This is a genomic window from Sphingomonas sp. Leaf34 (genome assembly GCF_001421805.1).
GTDB lineage: Bacteria > Pseudomonadota > Alphaproteobacteria > Sphingomonadales > Sphingomonadaceae > Sphingomonas.
In genome coordinates this window covers 834,476-850,830 of the sequence record NZ_LMLC01000001.1, presented here as the reverse complement: position 1 = coordinate 850,830, position 16,355 = coordinate 834,476, and the positions used below count along the sequence as shown (strand labels likewise).

Genomic DNA, 16,355 nt, shown 5'->3' with positions numbered 1-16,355 from the left:
CGACGGCCGACCTTCACGGGCGCGATACGACGGCACCCCGTCCAGCGCGGCGAAGATCGGGTGGAGCAAACGCACGGCGAGGTCGCGCGTCACCGCTTCCGGACAAACTCCGCGCGCAGCACCAGGCCCTTGATTCCTTCGTACCGACAGTCGATTTCCTGTGCGTCGCCGGTCAGGCGGATCGACTTGATCAGTGTGCCGCGCTTCAAGGTCTGCCCTGCGCCCTTGACGGTCAGGTCCTTGATCAGCGTCACCTGGTCGCCGTCCACCAGCACGTTGCCGACGGAATCACGCACCACGACCGCGCCGTCGTCCGCCGCCCCGCCAGCCGCCCCGCCAGCCGCTGCGTCGGTCGTCGCAGCCCCGCCCGCGACCCACTCGCCGGTCGCCTCGTCATAGATATAGTCGTCGCTCATCGGTCGGTCTCCGGCAGCGCCCAGTCGATCGGGGTGCGCCCATGGGTAGCGAGAAAGGCGTTGGCCTTGCTGAACGGCCGCGATCCGAAGAACCCGGTCCGTGCCGCCAGCGGCGACGGATGCGCGGACGCGATCACCAGATGCCGTCCGCCCGTCGCGATATCGTCGACGAACGCCGCCTTCTTCTGCGCATACGCTCCCCACAGCAGGAACACGACCGGTTTCGGTTGCGCGTTGACCGCGGCGATGACCGCATCGGTAAACCGCTCCCACCCGCGCTTGCTGTGCGACGCGGCCTCGCCGCTCCGCACGCTCAGCACCGCGTTGAGCAGCAGCACGCCCTGCGCCGCCCAGTGATCGAGCATGCCGTGGCGCGCGCGCGGAATGCCGAGGTCCGCCTCGAGCTCCTTGTAAATGTTGACGAGGCTCGGCGGCGTCCGCACCCCCTCGCGCACCGAAAAGCTGAGCCCATGCGCCTGCCCCTCGCCATGATACGGATCCTGCCCCAGGATCACGACCCGCACCTGATCGAGCGGCGTCAGGTCGAGCGCGCGGAACCGGTCGGCGTCATCAGGAAAGATCCGCGCGCCCGCAGCGCGTTCGGCCTCCAGAAACGCGTCGAGGTCGCGCATATACGGCGCGTCGAGCTCGGCGGCGAGCGTCTGCCAGCTTGGCGGGAGGGCGGGTGTCATCATCCCCGCCGCATGTCGGACCGGGCAGGGGCATGTCAATCTGCGCGCCTTGTTCCCCCGCGGCGGCGGGGGCCCAGGATCTCGCAGGGCAACGCCCGCGACCCTGGACCCCCGCCGCCGCGAGGCGACGGCGATCGTGCGGCACTCGATGCGAGGCGAAAGGCTCGCACAACGCGCCCCGGCTTATTATATGCGCCGCCATGACAGAGATCACCGTCGCCGCACTGCAGCTGGGCTTCACGCCCAACATCGACCGCAACATCGCCAACGTCTCACGCCTCGTCCACGAGGCCGCGGCGAAAGGCGCGCAGGTGATCCTGCCGCCCGAGCTGTTCGAGGGCGAGTATTTCTGCCGCGTCGAGGATGAGGGCCTGTTCGCCAACGCCGCCCCCGTGGGCGAACACAAGGCGGTGCTCGCGATGCAGGCGCTCGCCGAGGCGCTGAAAGTCACGATCCCGACCAGCTTCTTCGAGGCGGACGGCCCGCATCATTACAACAGCCTCGCGATGATCGGCCCCGACGGCAACATCCAGGGCGTCTACCGCAAGAGCCACATCCCCGACGGCCCGGGCTATGAGGAGAAGTTCTACTTCCGCCCCGGCAACACCGGGTTCAAGGTCTGGCCGCACGCATCGGAGGCGGGGCGGACGACGCTCGGCGTCGGCGTCTGCTGGGACCAATGGTATCCCGAGACCGCGCGCGCGATGATGCTGATGGGCGCCGAAGTGTTGTTCTACCCGACCGCGATCGGCAGCGAGCCGCATGACACCTCGCTCGACACCGCGCGGCTGTGGCGGCGCGCCATGGTCGGCCATGCCGTGTCGAATGTCGTGCCGATCGTCGCCGCCAACCGCGTCGGCGTCGAGCACGGGCAGACCTTCTACGGCACCAGCTTCATCGCCGACGAGCGCGGCGACATCCTCGCCGAACTCGGCCGCGAGGACGAGGGCGTGATCACCGCGACGATCGACCTCGACATCGTCAAGCGCCACCGCGCCGCGTTCGGCTTCTTCCGCGATCGCCGCCCCGATCTGTACGGGCGGCTCGTCCAGGACATCTGAATCCAAATCCTCCCCCGCTAGGGGGAGGTGGCTGGCTTGCCAGACGGAGGGGGAGGATAGGAGACCCCCCGTTCCGTGTCCTCCCCCTACGTCACCTTCGGTGCCACCCCCCCCTGGCGGGGGAGGATCGAGAGATCAGAACCACGCCATCCCCGCCAGCAGCGCGCCGACCAGCGCCGCCGCGCCCGCCACCCACAGCAACCACCGCCGCCCGGTCAGCGCGGTGATCGACGCCAGCGCGATCGCCACCTGGATCGCGGTTACCGCGAGCGCCAGTTTGGTATGCGGCCGAAGCGCCTCGTCCGATTCCCCGTTCGCCATCGCCGATTGCCGGTCGAGCGTCTCCGCTTCCCGTTTCAGCGCCGTCCCGCGCGCCGTGTACCGCGCAATCTCCGCGCGGTGCGTCGCCATCCGCGTCGCATCGACCCCGGGCGGGGCGAGATCGACCTCCATCTGCGCGATATGCCGCTTCAGATCCTCCGCCTGGTAATAGCCCCACGCATCTGACGCCTGCGCCTTGATCAGCACCGCCTCGTTCTTGTGGAGCAGCGCCTCGTTCTGCGTATGCCCGCCGAGAAAGCTGGTGACCGCCGCCAGCGTCGCCAGGATCGCGGTGAACAAGGCGATCCGCTGGTCGAACGCCTCGCCGCCCGCGGCGCGCTCCTCCGAAAGTTGCTCGTGCAGCCCGCGCACTTCAAAATCATCGTCCATGGCGGTCGGTCTATGCATCCGCGCGTGACTGGACGCTGATGGTCGGGTGACATATTCGTCAGCGCGCCATGATCCGCACCCGCTCGATCCTGCTTGCTTTCGCACTGCTCGCCGGGTGCGCGATACCGTCGGTGAACACTATCCCGCCAAGCGATCACTTCAACGGGACGCGCTTCTTCAATCCGGACGGCGTGCAGGGGAGTATCGGCGAGCAGAAACAAGGTCCGGTCGCGCTGCTGCGCAATCTGGTGAAGCCGCCCTACCGCATTTGGCCCGAAATCCCCGTCACGCCGTCGCGACCGCCGGCGCAGGTCGAGGGCCGGACGATGCGCGTCACCTGGATCGGCCATTCGACCGTGCTGGTGCAGACGCAGGGGCTCAACATCCTCACCGATCCGATGTGGCTCGAACGCTCGTCGCCGGTGCAGTTCCTCGGCGTGAAGCGCGTCCGTGCGCCGGGCGTGCGGCTGGAGGACCTGCCGAAGATCGACCTGATCCTGCTCAGCCACGATCACCGCGACCATCTCGACATGCACGCGATGCGCCGGCTGTGGCACCGCGACAGGCCGCTGATCGTGACGGGCCTGGGCAACGACCAGATCCTCGCGCGGAACGGCATCCATGCGGAAGCGCGCGACTGGGGCGGGCGCGTGTCGCTGCGGCCCGGCATCGACGTGATCGTCGTGCGCGCGCATCACTGGAGCGAATACGACCTGGGCGACCGCGACACGACGTTATGGGCGGGGTTCACCGTGACGCTGCCCGGCGGCACCCTGTATTTCGCGGGCGACACCGGACCTGGCGACATGCGCTGGGCCACCGAGGCGCGCCGTGCAGGACCCGTCCGCCTCGCGATCCTACCGATCGGCGCGTATCATTTCGCAGGGAACGAGACGGACAATCACATCGGGCCGGACCAGGCGGTGACCGCGTTCGAACAGCTCGGCGCGGCCTATGCGATCGGCGTCCACTGGGGCACGTTCGAACTGACCTCGGAAGGCATCGACGAGCCACCCGAGCGCCTCCGCGCAGCACTGGCCCGCGAGCACATCGCCACGAACCGCTTTCGGACGCCCAAAGCCGGCGAGGCCTGGGTGATCGAGTAACACCCGGTAGATCCTCCCCCGCCAGGGGGAGGTGTCGCCGAAGGTGACGGAGGGGGAGGACACGGAACAGACGTTTCCCCGACCGCCCCCTCCGTCTGGCAAGCGCCAGCCACCTCCCCCTTGCGGGGGAGGATTGAGTGCGTCCGTCCGTCATCCTGACGAAAGTCAGGACCCAGAGCCAAGCAGGACCGCGTTCGGTTGCCCTGGGTCCTGACGTTCGTCAGGATGACGAGACGCGTCTCAAACCGTCTCGCGCAACGCCAGTGCCCGCGCGAACACCGCGTCGAACATCGCCGCGGTCAGCACCCCCGTGTTCACGTTGTAGCGCGAGCAGTGGAAGCTATCGATCAGGATGCGCCCATCGGGCATCACATGCTCCGCCCCATGCGCAAAGCGCGCCTTGGGCAGCCGTCCGCCGAGCATCTTCACCGCCGACTGATGCGCGATATGCCCCAGCGCCACGAACACGCGCGCGGTCGGCACCGCATCGGCCTGCGTCTCGAGAAACGGCCGGCAGGTCCGGATTTCTTCCGGCGTCGGCTTGTTCTCCGGCGGCAGGCATTTCACCGCGTTGAGGATGATCGCACCGTCGAGCGCCAGCCCATCCTCGGCCTTGGCGCCATAGGTACCGGTGGCGAGCCCGAACCGCCCCAGCGTCTCGTACAGGAACTGCCCCGCATAATCGCCGGTGAACGCGCGGCCCGTGCGGTTCGCGCCGTGCTTGCCGGGCGCGAGGCCGATGATGCCGAGCCACGCCGCCGGATCGCCGAACGCGGGCACGGGCGCGTTCCACCAGGTTGGGAACTCGGCCCGCAATTGCTCGCGCACCCCGACGAGGCGGGGGCAGAGCGGGCAATCACGCGACGGCTCGGTCTCGGGCAGCGCGGCGACGGGCGCGAAGACCGTCGTGACGTCGACCGCGCCGGCCTCGTCGTCGGTTTCGGGGAGCTCGGTGGTGTAAGGTGTGGAATCCATAGGATTGCGCTAGGCGGACCAAATGTCGCCTGCAACCCCGCACCCGATGATCGCGCGCGCCCCGACGATCTATGCGATCGCGCTCGGCTCCAATCGCCGCGGCCGTCACGGGAGCCCCGAGCGCGAGATCGCCGCCGCGCTGGAGGCACTCGGCGCTGTCGTCGCACGGTCGCCGACCGTCACCAGCGCACCGCTCGGGCCGTCGAACCGCCGCTACGCCAACGCCGTCGCGCTGATCGAAACGCCGGAGGACCCCGCCGCGCTCCTGGTCCGCCTCAAACGGATCGAACGCAGCTTCGGCCGCCGCCCCGGTCGCCGCTGGGGCAGCCGCGTGCTGGACCTCGACATCGTCCTCTGGTCAGGCGGCACCTGGTCGTCGCGCGGGCTCACCGTGCCGCACGCCGCGTTCCGCACGCGCAGCTTCGTGCTCGGCCCGCTCGCGCGCCTCGTGCCCGCTTGGCGCGATCCGCTGACCCATCGGACGATCCGCCAATTGGCACAGATGGTTGACCGACGGCACCCGCGCGACTAGGTGCGCGGTCCACGATGGCGGGGGTCCGTAGCTCAGTTGGTAGAGCAAGCGACTTTTAATCGAGAGGTCCCGGGTTCGAGCCCCGGCGGACCCACCATCGGCATCACACCACAGTCGCGGCGCCGAGCGTGCGATTGCGCGATGCCAGCGCCATCGCCGCGAACAGGATGAAGGCGGCCTCGGCCGGATTGCGCAGCCGACCCTGCGCCTCGTTGACGATCTGCGCGCTGACGAACACCGTGATCAGCCACGCCGCAGCGATGATGACGAGGAAGACGCATTCGGGCGATGGCGCGGGCCGTCCGCGGATCAGATCCCAGCCGATCCGCACCGCCTGCCAGACGCAGAACGCGAAGAACAGCCCGGTCAGGACCGAGGCAATCGCCTCGATCACATAGACCGGGTTGAGCACGTTGCTCGACCGGCTGCGCTGCGCATCCTTCGCGTAGATCAGTTCGTGACGCCAGCCGGCCGGATTGCGGTCGATGCCGAGATAATCGACGCTGATCTTGCTCGAATTGCCGCGCACGAACACCGTGACGGTGTCGAGCAGGAACGCCTTGGCAAATGCCGGCTTGTGCAGGGCGACCTCCTCGAGAAAGCGCCGCACCGAGATGCCGCCGCCGCCCTGCAGGTCGGCGGGCGGGCTGATCCCGTTGGCCTTTTCGGTGATCTGCGCCTTGCTCTGCAGGTTCCAGCCGAGATTGGCGCTACCGCCCTTATTGTAGCCGATCTGCCCCGTATATGCCGACGACAAGGCGGTCCAGAGCAGCAGCGGGGCCATGCCGACCGCGGCCATCGCATAGAGTCCCGGCGTGCGCAAATGCGCACGCGCGGCAGGCATGAGCAGCGCCAGGACGAAGGCGATCGGCAGCATCGCCGCGATCACCGGCCGGATGAAGATGGCGAGGCCGATGCACAGCCCCGCCAGGAGGAACGGCGCGATCCGCCCGCCGCGCACCCCTGCCAGAATGAGCGCGAGCCAGGCGACGCACAATGGGGTCGCGATCGCTTCGGTGACCAGCTGATGCGGGAAGGCGATGTTCTGGGGGAGCAACACATAGAGCAGCCCGCAGCCGAGCGCGGCGCGTCGCCACGGGATCAGCCGCCCCGCGATCCGCGCCACCAGCCAGCCGGCACCGACCGCCAGCGCGATCTGGACCAGGATCACGCCGATCGGTCCGCCCAGCCGCCACGGCAGCGCCGCGAACAGATATTCGCCCGGTACGATCGGCGCATCGGTCAGCCATGCGATCGTCGATCCCTGCTGGCCGACAAAGCCCTTCAGCGTGATCAGCCGTTCCATCCCGCGATCACCCCAAGTGAACGCGCGGAATCCGGTCATGATGTCGTAGGGCAGGATCGACAGGTGCAGGACGAGCGCGACGATCGCGACCCACCGCGCCTGCACATCGCGCGCGGCCGCATCCCGTATCGCGCCGCCGTCGTGCATGTCCGCGTTCCCCCTGGTGGCGACATGCGCGCCATCTTCGTTACTAGGTCTTCGCCACTAGGGTGCGCGCACCGCCTGTCAATTCGTGGCGCGCAATCCTGCCCTACATGTCCATGATTGGGACTGCGCAATCGTTATTTAACGGCAATGTGCGAGTAGTGCGATATAGTGGCGACACAGCGGGACGACGGAATTTTGCGGATCATGGCGGCAGGTCTCGGCGGTATCCGGTGGATCGCGTGAACGTCGAGAAAACAATGGCGTCGGATCAGGATGATACGCGCCCGAACGCGCTGCGGGGCGATGGCGTGGCGCTGGTCGTCGATCTCGACAACACGCTGATCCGCGGCGACGTCGCCATCGAAGCCTTGGTCAGGGGCATCCGCCGCGTCGCCGTCCTGCTCGCCATCCTGCGATGCCTTCTGGCAGGGCCGGCGGCGATCAAGACGGTGCTCGCCAGGCGCGTCCCGGTCGACGCGGCGCGGCTGTCGTACCGTGAGGAGGTGCTCGGCGTGATCGCCGCGGCGCGCGGTGCCGGGCGCCCGGTGATCCTCGCCACGGCGGCGCATTGGCGCACCGCGCGCCGGGTCGCGGCCGTCGTCGGGCCGTTCGACGCGATCATCGCCAGCAGCCGCCGGCATAACCGCAAGGGCGCGGCCAAGCTTGCGGCGATCCGCGCGCTGCTCGACGGGCGGACGTTCGACTATGTCGGGGACTCGTCCGCCGATCGCCCGCTCTGGCAAGCCGCGCGCACCGCCTACACCGTGGGAATCGACACCGGGGTCTCCGGGCAGGTCCGCCTGGCCGCGGCGTCCGGCACGCTGCGCATGCTCGCAAAGGCCGCGCGCCCGCATCAATGGGCGAAGAACATCCTCGTGCTGGTGCCGCTGATCACGTCGGGCCAGCTGACCGAGCCGGTCCAGATCGCCAGGGGGCTGGTCGCCTTTGTCTGCCTGTCACTGATCGCGTCGAGCATCTATCTGGTCAACGACGTGCTCGATATCGATGCGGATCGGGGCCATGCCCGCAAACGGTATCGGCCGATCGCATGGGGTGCGCTGACGATCCCGACCGCGCTCGCCGCCGCCGTCGTCGGCGTGTCGCTGGGGCTGGCGCTGGGCGGAATATTGCTCGGCCCGGCGAGCCTGGTCGCGCTTGCCGGCTATTGCGGACTGACGCTGGCGTACAGCATCCGGCTGAAGGCGGCGATCATCGCCGACGTGCTGACGCTCGCGTGTCTCTATACGATCCGGATCATCGTCGGGATTGCGGCGATCATGGTGCCGGTGTCGTTCTGGCTGCTGCTGTTCTCGATCTTCCTGTTCCTCAGCCTCGGCTATCTCAAGCGCTATGTCGAGCTGCGCGGCAGTACGCGCGCTGCGCACGAACTGCTGAGCGGCCGCGGCTACATCCCGTCGGACGAAGGGATCGTGGCGATGAATGGCGTCGCCGCGGGGATGGTGTCGATTCTCGTGCTCGCGCTGTTCGCCGAAGCGATGGCGCGCGGCAACAGCTATGCCAGCCCGGCGCTGCTCTGGCTGTTGCCGCTGCCGCTGCTCTATTGGCTCAACCGGATCTGGATGATGGGGCGAAGGGGCGAAGTCGACAGCGATCCGGTCGCGTTCGCGCTGACCGATCGCACCAGCCTGGCGGTCGGGGCGATCTTGGCGGCGATCCTGCTGGCGGCGAAGTTCATCCCCTTCCGCGCAATCGTCTGACGCCCGGCGCAGGACATGCGCGGCCTTTTCGCCCGCGCTCAGGCATAATGTATTGTTCGACGCTCAAGGGGAATTTGGTGCGCATTGCTGAAACGGAAGCCGGCGTCCGGTCGACGCCGCGGGGGCCCGTGCTGGCCTGGATCGCCGCGCACGGGATCGGTGCCCTCCTGCTGACGTGGATCGCGCTCGCCAATGGCTATCCGCTGCTCTTTTCGGACAGCGGCGGCTATCTGCGGGTCGCGACCGAATTTCGCTATCTGCTCGATCGGCCGATCACCTATGGCCTGATGATCGCGCCGTTCGTGCGGCTGTTGGGTCTGTGGTCCGTGGCCGGCGCGCAGGCGCTGTTCGCGACCTGGCTGATCGGTCAGGTGCTCGTCGCGGTCACGATGCGGCGGTCGGCGGTGATGCTGATCGTGACGATCGCGGTGTTGGCGGTGTCGAGCAGCCTGCCGTGGTTCACCGGGCAGGTGATGCCCGATCTGTTCACGTCGCTCTTGGCCCTGACGCTGTACCTGCTGCTGTTCGCGCCCGGTACGCAGCTGCGCGTGTGGCTGTTGGCGGCGGTCGCGACCGGACTGATCGCGCTGCATCTCAGCCATATTCCGCTTGCCGCCGCGCTGATCGTCACGGGCGGCGCGGTGCTGTTCTGGCAGGACGGCGGGCGCGCGGCCGTACGGGGCGTGATCCCGGCGCTGGCGGCGTTGCTGGTCGCGATTCTGGGTCTGTGCACCGTCAGCCTCATCGTCGTCGACAGCTTCCGCCCCAGCCTGGAATCGAACCAGTTCCTGGTCGCACGAACCTTCGACGGTGGGATCGGCCAACCCGTACTCGCACGGATCTGCCGGACCGAGACGTGGCGACTGTGCCGCGTTCGCGGCTTCGTCGACGATCCACGGCGACCCCAGCCGGGCCAGGATTACCTCTGGGCCGCGGACAGTCCGCGCGCTCCGCTCGAGATTGCGAGCCCGGTCGCGTTTCGGGCCGAGGAGGGCGCGTTCGCCCGACGCGTGCTCCACGACGACCCCGGCGGGACGCTGCGGATCGCCGTGCTGGGCTGGCGCGATCAGCTAATCGACGCGCGCGCCGCGGACGGGATGGTCGCGTATCGCCCGCGCATGCTCTTGGTGCAGCAGATCCATCGGTATTTCTCGGGCACGGGCGGGGCGTTCGATACGTCGCGGCAACAACGCGGGGTGCTGCAGCGGCTGGCGATCGCGCCGGACCGGGTGATCGCGCTGCTGATGTCGCTGGCCGCGCCGGTCTTCCTCTGGGCGGCGATCCGGCACGGCGATCGGCGCATGACCGCGCTGGTGGTCCTCGTCCTCGTCACGGTCGTCGCCAACGCGGCGATCTGCGGGATCCTGTCGGGACCGGCCGATCGCTACCAGAGCCGGATCGTGTGGCTGCTCGTGCTGATCGGGATAGTGGGTGTCGAACGGTGCGGCCGTACCTTGTCCGGTCGAGCCCGGTCGCTAGATACGCGACATGATACCCGACCGCCCGAATCCAGGACCACGCCCGCATTCCCCTGAGGCCGTGATCGCCGCGCTTCCGCCGCATCGCGAAAGGCGCCACCTGCCCAGGGTTTTCGCAGGAGCGTCGGTCGCGGCGGTCGGCATCATCCTCATCCTGCTCGTCGGTCTCGCGGTCGATCACTGGCCGTTCGCGTTCGACCGGTCGATCATCCTCGGCTTGCGCGCCTGGGGGGGGCCGTCATGGCTGCCCAAGGTCGCGTCCGACGTCACCGCGCTCGGCGGTGGCATCGTCCTGACGATCGTGGTGGTGATCGTCGCGGGCCTTTTGCTCGTCCAGCGGCTCTGGCTGACCGCGCTCGCGATCGTCGCGTCGAGCATCACCGGCAACGTCGTCGTCGAGCTGGTCAAGCTGCACGTCGCGCGTCCGCGTCCCGACATCGTCACGCACCTCGTCACCGTCACGCATATGAGCTTCCCGAGCGGGCATTCGGCGAACAGCGCGATCGTCTACCTGACGCTCGCCGGTCTCGCCTCGCAGGTGACGCAGGATCGCGCGACTCGCGCGTACATGCTCGTCGTCGCGATCCTGCTGGTCGGCGCGATCGGCTGCAGCCGCGTGTATCTTGGCGTGCACTGGCCGAGCGACGTGCTGGCCGGGTGGAGCTTCGGCACGCTGTGGGCGCTCGCCTGGTGGCTGGCGACCGCGCGCGTGCGCACCTCAATCGGCGGCGAGCGCTAGCACGGCCTTCGCCGCCTTCAGATGCGGCGCGTCGACCATCCTGCCCTCGATCTGCAGCGCGCCCGCGCCCGGATTTGCGGCGAACAGGTCGACGATCGCCTGAGCCTTGGCGCGATCTTCGGCCGACGGCGTGAACGCGGCGTTGATCACCGCGACCTGGCTCGGGTGGATCGCCATCATGCCCGTGAAGCCGTCGCGCCGCCCCCGCGCGGCATAGGCGGCAAGCCCGTCGAGATCGCGGAAATCGGGATAGACGGTCTCGATCGCCGCCACCCTCGCGGCATGCGCGCCGAACAGCGTAAGCGACCGCGCGAGCTGATACGGCGCGGTGTACGATCCGTCCGCCTCACGCGAGGTCGCCGCGCCGATCGCGGCGGGCAGATCCTCTGCGCCCCAGGTCAACCCGACGAGCCGGTCGGTGACGCCGCCATAGCTCCCGAGCATGAAGATCGCCGCAGGCGTTTCGGTCGCGATCGGCAGGATCACGGTGTCGCCGCTCAGCCTGGCGTCGAGCGCGGCTAGGCTGGCCGCGCCTTCCGCCTTGGGCAGCACGATGCCATCCGGCTTGCCTGCAAGCACCGCCGCAAGGTCGTCGTCCGCCAGCCCCGAATCGAGCGGATTGATCCGCACGAACAGCGGCACCGTCCGCGGTTCGGCGAGGGCCGCGGCGACATGCGCGCGTGCCGCGGCCTTGCCCGCGGGCGCGACCGAATCCTCCAGATCGAGGATCAGCGCGTCCGCCCCCAGGCCGCGCGCCTTGACCATCCGCTCGGGCCGGTCGCCCGGCACGAACAGCAGCGAGCGCAGTCTCACCGGCCCTTCTCGGCCAGCGCGCGCTCCCACGCCAGCGCGTCGCGGACGATCCCGTCGAGATCGGCGTGACGTGGCGTCCAGTCGAGCCGTTCCAGGATCGCGCGATTGTCCGAGATCAGCATCGCCGGATCGCCCGCGCGCCGCCCTTCGAACCGCCGCTCGATCGTCCGGTTGGTGACCTTGTCGACCGCATCGAGCACGTCGAGCACCGAAAATCCCTTGCCGTAGCCGGCGTTGAGCGTGTGGCTCTTGCCAGGCTCGGCGACCAGGACTTCCAGTGCGGCGACATGCGCGGCGGCAAGGTCGGTGACGTGGATATAGTCGCGCACGCCGGTGCCGTCGGGGGTGGAGAAGTCAGTGCCGTAGACGCCGACATGGCTTCGCTTACCGGTGGCCGCCTCGACCGCGATCTTGATCAGGTGAGTCGCACCGACCGTCGACTGGCCGCTGCGCCCCTGCGGATCCGCGCCCGCGACGTTGAAGTAGCGCAACGCCGCATAGTTCATCGGATGCGCCGCGGCGACGTCGCGCAGCATCGCCTCGGTCATCAGCTTCGACATGCCGTACGGGTTGATCGGCACTGTCGGATCGCCTTCCGCGACCGGCACCTTCTCGGGCGTGCCATAGGTCGCGGCGGTCGACGAGAAGATGAAGTGGGGGACATGCTCGACCACCGCGCTCTCGATCAGCGCGCGGCTGGCGGCGGTGTTGTTGCGGTAATATTTGAGCGGATCGCTGACCGATTCGGGGACCACCACCGAGCCGGCGAAATGCATGATCGCGCGAACGCCGTGCGTCCGGATCGCCGCGCGCACCGTCGCGTCGTCGGCGACGTTCGCCTCGACCAGCGTAGCGCGCGGATCGACCGCCCAGTCGAACCCGGTGACCAGATTGTCGACCACAACGACCTCATATCCCGCGTCGAGCAGCGCCAGCACCGCGTGGCTGCCGATATAGCCGGCGCCGCCGGTAACCATAACCTTGCCGTCGAGCTTTGGACCATCGATCATACGCATCTCCTCTTTGTTGCGCGGTAGCGACTTCCTATCTTGGGAGAAAGGAGATCGTGATGACGGATTATGTAACGCTGGCCGGCGGGTGCTTCTGGTGCACCGAGGCTGTGTTCAAGGACGTGATCGGCGTCGAGAGCGTCGAGAGCGGCTATATTGGCGGGCACGTGCCCAATCCGACCTACAAGCAGGTCTGCGGCGGCGACACCGGTCATGCCGAGGCGATCCGGATCGGCTTCGATCCCGAGCAACTGAAGCTTGGCGACCTGCTCGACATCTTCTTCGCGACGCACGACGCGACGACGCTGAACCGGCAGGGCAACGACGTCGGCACGCAATATCGCTCGGCGATGTTCCCGGCGGACGACGCACAGAAGACCGAGATGCAGGCGGCCCTCGAGCGCGCGCAGGCTGACTCGCCCAAGCCGATCGTCACGACGATCGAGCCGATGGATACGTGGTACGAGGCCGAGGGCTATCACCAGGATTACTGGGAAACCTCGGGCCGCTCGAACCCCTATTGCATGGCGGTGATCCCGCCCAAGCTGCAGAAGCTGCGCAAGAGCTTCGCGGCACGGTCGAAGGCGGCGGTGAACGCGTAAGATAGCCGTTCCCCCGCGGACGCGGGGGGACGGCCCAATACCGGACTACAACCTGACTTCTGGGCCCCCGCCTCCGCGGTGCAACAGGAGTCAGCGATGCGCGGCACGGCGCAGGCGATCGTTGATCGCTTCGCCGATGCCGTGCGCAGGGATCGGTGCGATGGCGATCGTCGCACTGCCGTTCGCGTCGGCGGCGTGCAGCAGATCGAACAGCTTCGCGGCGGCTTCGACCAGGTTTCCCGATGCGGAGAGCGATACGTCGCCGGCCACGTCGCCAAACCCGATCAGCCACTCGCCGGGTTCCGCATCGATTGCATGCAACCGAAGCGTCTTGATCGGCGCGTAGTGGCTTTCGAGCTGCCCCGGCGCGGTGACTGTATTTCCCCCCTGCGAAGGCCGGGGCCCAATTGGGGGGCGGCTATGATGTGCGCCGCGTTCCGTTACATCCGACGTGCCAATTGGGCCCCGGCCTTCGTCTGGGAGGTGCATTAGCAGCGCTTCCGCCGTCACCGGCCCGGGCCGCAGCACCGTCCGCCCCGCGACGATCGTCGATTCAAGCCCCGCCTCGGTCGCACCGTCGTCGAGAATCAGCGGAACGTTGCCCCCCAAACTCGTCGCGACATGCGCTGCCATCGTCGGCGAAATCCCCCCGCTCGCATTGGCCGAAGGCGCCGCCAACGGCCGCCCCGAAGCGGCAATCACCTCCTGCATCGCCCGGTGCCGCGGCACCCGGATCGCGATCGTCTCCAACCCCGCGGTCACCAGCGCCGCGATCCCCGAACCGCTGCGCACCGGCAGCACCAGCGTCAGCGGCCCCGGCCAGAACGCCGCGGCGAGCGCGCGCGCGTCCGTATCGAACACCGCGATCCGCTCCGCGGCCGCCAGATCGGCGACATGCACGATCAAAGGATTGAAACTCGGGCGCCCCTTGGCGGCATAGATCCGCGCCACTGCCTCGGCATTCGTCGCGTCCGCGGCGAGCCCGTACACCGTCTCGGTCGGCACCGCGACGAGTCCGCCGTCGCGAATCAGCGCGGCGGCTTCGGCGATCGCGGCCGTGCCGTAGGGTAAAATCCGAGGGTGTGGACGGGTCATTCCACAGGCGTATAGCGGGTCCAAACCGTAGCGATAAGAGGATGCGATGGCCTTCACTCCAGCAACCACCGAACAGCGTTTCGTGCTCGACCATGTCGTACGGATCGGCGAACTCGCCGAGACCGAACGCTATGCCGCCGCCAGCGACGACGTCGTCGACGCGGTCCTCGAAGGCGTCGGCCAGCTCGCCGCCGGCGAATGGGCGCCGCTCAACCGCACCGGCGACACCGTCGGCGCGAAATGGACCCCCGACGGCGTCGTCATGCCCGACGGCTTCGCACAGGCGTACAAGGATTATGTCGAAGGCGGCTGGGGTACGATCGGCGTCGAGGAGGAATGGGGCGGGCAGGGCCTCCCCTTCGCGATCCAGACCGCGGTGCTCGACACATTGGGCTCGGCGAACATGGGCTTCGCGCTCTGCCCGACGCTGACCGTCGGCGCGATCGAGGCGCTCCAGCACCACGGCAGCCCCGAACAGCAGGCGCTCTACCTACCGCACCTCGCGACCGGCGAATGGACCGGCACGATGAACCTGACCGAACCGCAGGCGGGCTCCGACGTCGGCGCCCTCCGCGCGACCGCGACGCCGCTCGGTGACGGCAAGTGGTCGATCAAGGGCACCAAGATCTACATCTCGTTCGGCGACCACGACATGGCGCCGAACATCGTCCACCTCGTCCTCGCACGGACGCCGGGTGCCCCCGCCGGGACCAAGGGCATCTCGCTGTTCCTCGTGCCGAAATACCGCCTCAAGGACGACGGCACACCGGGCGACTTCAACGACGTCCGCGTCGTCTCGATCGAGCACAAGATGGGGCTCCATGCGTCCCCCACCTGCGTGCTGAGCTTCGGCGACCATGACGACTGCATCGGCGAGCTGATCGGCGCGGAGCTGGGCGGTATCCGCGCGATGTTCACGATGATGAACAATGCGCGCCTCAACGTCGGGCTGCAGGGCGTCCAGGTCGCCGAGGGCGCGACGCAGGGCGCGGTCGCCTATGCGCTCGACCGTGTCCAATCGGCGCGCGCGGGCTCGCCGAACAAGGAGTCGGTCAAGATCGTCGAGCATCCCGACGTCCGCCGCATGCTGATGCGGATGAAGGCGCAGACCCAGGCGGCGCGTGCGCTGGTCTACTACGCGGCGGGGCAGGTCGATCGCGCCAACATGGGCGATCACGCCGCGCGCAACCGGCTCGAACTCGTCACCCCGCTCGCCAAGGCGCACGGCACCGATCTGGGCAACGAGGTCGCCTCGCTCGGCATCCAGGTGCATGGCGGCATGGGCTATGTCGAGGAAACCGGCGCCGCGCAGTATTTCCGCGATGCGCGCATCACGCCGATCTACGAAGGCACCAATGGCATCCAGGCGGCCGATCTGGTTGGGCGCAAGCTCGGCCTCGACAATGGCGGCGCGTTCGCCGCGCTGATCGCCGACATCCGCGCCGAGTCGAAGGACGAGCGGCTGCTCGCGCTGGTCGACGCGTGCGACGCGATCGGCCGCCGTCTCGCGACCGCGGACGCCGACGACAAGCTGGCGGCGAGCTATCCGTTCCTGACGATGCTGTCGGTAGCGACTTGCGGCTGGCTCATGGAGCGGCAGGGCGGCGTTGCCGGCACCGACGATTTCGGCCGGATGAAGACCGCGGCGGTGCGCTTCTACCTCGACCAGATCGTCCCCGAGGCGATGGGGCTGAATGCGGCAGCCAACGCCAGCGCGGCGGTGCTGTACGCGATCGAAGCGGACCTGTTCGCGGCCTGAGCGGGGCATAATCAAGCCCCGTCATCCTGACGAAAGTCAGGATCTAGAGCCCCGTGCACCGGCGTCCGTGGCTCTGGATCCTTGGTCGAGCCCAGGATGACAGGGTGGGGTAGGGGCCCGCCCTCGTACATTGCCTTCTACCCCCGTTCGATCCTCCCCACCGTCCGTTCGCCCTGAGCGAAGTCGAAGGGCAGG

Annotated in this window: 16 protein-coding genes and 1 tRNA gene; 9 read left to right on the top strand and 8 right to left on the bottom strand. The window is 68.3% G+C overall.

Annotated elements, in window-relative coordinates:
• Positions 1–89: 89 nt before the first annotated feature.
• Both ASF00_RS03880 and ung read right to left on the bottom strand, forming a co-directional pair.
• Entirely contained in the window at positions 90–416 is a 327-nt protein-coding gene (locus ASF00_RS03880; RefSeq protein WP_055874315.1) for an alkylphosphonate utilization protein, read from the bottom strand.
• The gene (ung, locus tag ASF00_RS03875) at positions 413–1,111 is read right to left on the bottom strand and encodes a uracil-DNA glycosylase (protein ID WP_443024377.1); all 699 of its coding nucleotides are present in this window, start codon (positions 1,109–1,111) and stop codon (positions 413–415) included. Before ung ends, ASF00_RS03880 begins: the two co-directional genes overlap by 4 nt.
• A 197-nt stretch (positions 1,112–1,308) precedes the next feature.
• Here ung and aguB point away from each other — a divergent pair, with 197 nt between their 5' ends.
• Positions 1,309–2,169 (top strand): N-carbamoylputrescine amidase, encoded by an 861-nt coding sequence (gene aguB, locus ASF00_RS03870; RefSeq protein WP_055874312.1) that lies wholly within the window; start codon positions 1,309–1,311, stop codon positions 2,167–2,169.
• A 135-nt stretch (positions 2,170–2,304) separates the two neighbouring features.
• Here the strand turns inward: aguB and ASF00_RS03865 are convergent, their stop codons facing one another.
• Complete coding sequence (locus ASF00_RS03865; protein WP_055874309.1) at positions 2,305–2,880, bottom strand: DUF4337 domain-containing protein; 576 nt, start codon at positions 2,878–2,880, stop codon at positions 2,305–2,307.
• Between the two features lie 68 nt (positions 2,881–2,948).
• On the opposite strand from ASF00_RS03865, the gene ASF00_RS03860 reads away from it, so the two are divergent.
• A complete protein-coding gene (locus tag ASF00_RS03860; protein WP_055874306.1) occupies positions 2,949–3,986 on the top strand; it encodes an MBL fold metallo-hydrolase in 1,038 nt (345 codons plus the stop codon).
• Between the two features lie 240 nt (positions 3,987–4,226).
• Here ASF00_RS03860 and ASF00_RS03855 read toward each other — a convergent pair whose 3' ends face one another.
• The gene (locus tag ASF00_RS03855; RefSeq protein WP_082463198.1) at positions 4,227–4,961 is read right to left on the bottom strand and encodes a uracil-DNA glycosylase; all 735 of its coding nucleotides are present in this window, start codon (positions 4,959–4,961) and stop codon (positions 4,227–4,229) included.
• A gap of 22 nt (positions 4,962–4,983) precedes the next feature.
• On the opposite strand from ASF00_RS03855, the gene folK reads away from it, so the two are divergent.
• Positions 4,984–5,493: a 2-amino-4-hydroxy-6-hydroxymethyldihydropteridine diphosphokinase gene (folK, locus tag ASF00_RS03850; protein ID WP_082463197.1), complete on the top strand. Its 510-nt coding sequence runs from the start codon at positions 4,984–4,986 to the stop codon at positions 5,491–5,493.
• 21 nt (positions 5,494–5,514) lie between these two features.
• Positions 5,515–5,590, top strand: a tRNA-Lys gene (locus ASF00_RS03845).
• Between the two features lie 6 nt (positions 5,591–5,596).
• Here ASF00_RS03845 and ASF00_RS03840 read toward each other — a convergent pair.
• Positions 5,597–6,946: an ArnT family glycosyltransferase gene (locus tag ASF00_RS03840; protein ID WP_055874303.1), complete on the bottom strand. Its 1,350-nt coding sequence runs from the start codon at positions 6,944–6,946 to the stop codon at positions 5,597–5,599.
• Between the two features lie 239 nt (positions 6,947–7,185).
• On the opposite strand from ASF00_RS03840, the gene ASF00_RS03835 reads away from it, so the two are divergent.
• The 3 genes from ASF00_RS03835 to ASF00_RS03825 all read left to right on the top strand — a co-directional run bounded on the left by ASF00_RS03835 (position 7,186) and on the right by ASF00_RS03825 (position 10,881).
• On the top strand, positions 7,186–8,664 hold the full coding sequence (locus ASF00_RS03835) for a UbiA family prenyltransferase (RefSeq protein ID WP_162233551.1): 1,479 nt from the start codon (positions 7,186–7,188) through the stop codon (positions 8,662–8,664).
• A gap of 77 nt (positions 8,665–8,741) precedes the next feature.
• A complete protein-coding gene (locus ASF00_RS03830) occupies positions 8,742–10,199 on the top strand; it encodes a hypothetical protein (RefSeq protein WP_156348149.1) in 1,458 nt (485 codons plus the stop codon).
• 4 nt (positions 10,200–10,203) lie between these two features.
• On the top strand, positions 10,204–10,881 hold the full coding sequence (locus ASF00_RS03825) for a phosphatase PAP2 family protein (protein ID WP_235525595.1): 678 nt from the start codon (positions 10,204–10,206) through the stop codon (positions 10,879–10,881).
• On the opposite strand, the gene ASF00_RS03820 is transcribed toward ASF00_RS03825, so the two are convergent.
• Entirely contained in the window at positions 10,861–11,694 is an 834-nt protein-coding gene (locus ASF00_RS03820) for an HpcH/HpaI aldolase/citrate lyase family protein (protein WP_055875373.1), read from the bottom strand. The two genes, ASF00_RS03825 and ASF00_RS03820, sit on opposite strands and share 21 nt — an antisense overlap.
• A complete protein-coding gene (galE, locus tag ASF00_RS03815) occupies positions 11,691–12,704 on the bottom strand; it encodes a UDP-glucose 4-epimerase GalE (protein WP_055874296.1) in 1,014 nt (337 codons plus the stop codon). Before galE ends, ASF00_RS03820 begins: the two co-directional genes overlap by 4 nt.
• Before the next feature lie 59 nt (positions 12,705–12,763).
• Here galE and msrA point away from each other — a divergent pair, with 59 nt between their 5' ends.
• Entirely contained in the window at positions 12,764–13,306 is a 543-nt protein-coding gene (msrA, locus tag ASF00_RS03810) for a peptide-methionine (S)-S-oxide reductase MsrA (protein WP_055874293.1), read from the top strand.
• 90 nt (positions 13,307–13,396) lie between these two features.
• Here msrA and ASF00_RS03805 read toward each other — a convergent pair whose 3' ends face one another.
• Positions 13,397–14,401, bottom strand: coding sequence for an L-threonylcarbamoyladenylate synthase (locus tag ASF00_RS03805; protein ID WP_055874290.1), 1,005 nt, complete (start codon positions 14,399–14,401; stop codon positions 13,397–13,399).
• Positions 14,402–14,447: 46 nt separating this feature from the next.
• Between ASF00_RS03805 and ASF00_RS03800 the strand changes: the two genes are divergently transcribed.
• The gene (locus ASF00_RS03800; RefSeq protein WP_055874286.1) at positions 14,448–16,160 is read left to right on the top strand and encodes an acyl-CoA dehydrogenase; all 1,713 of its coding nucleotides are present in this window, start codon (positions 14,448–14,450) and stop codon (positions 16,158–16,160) included.
• The last annotated feature ends 195 nt before the right edge of the window (positions 16,161–16,355 follow it).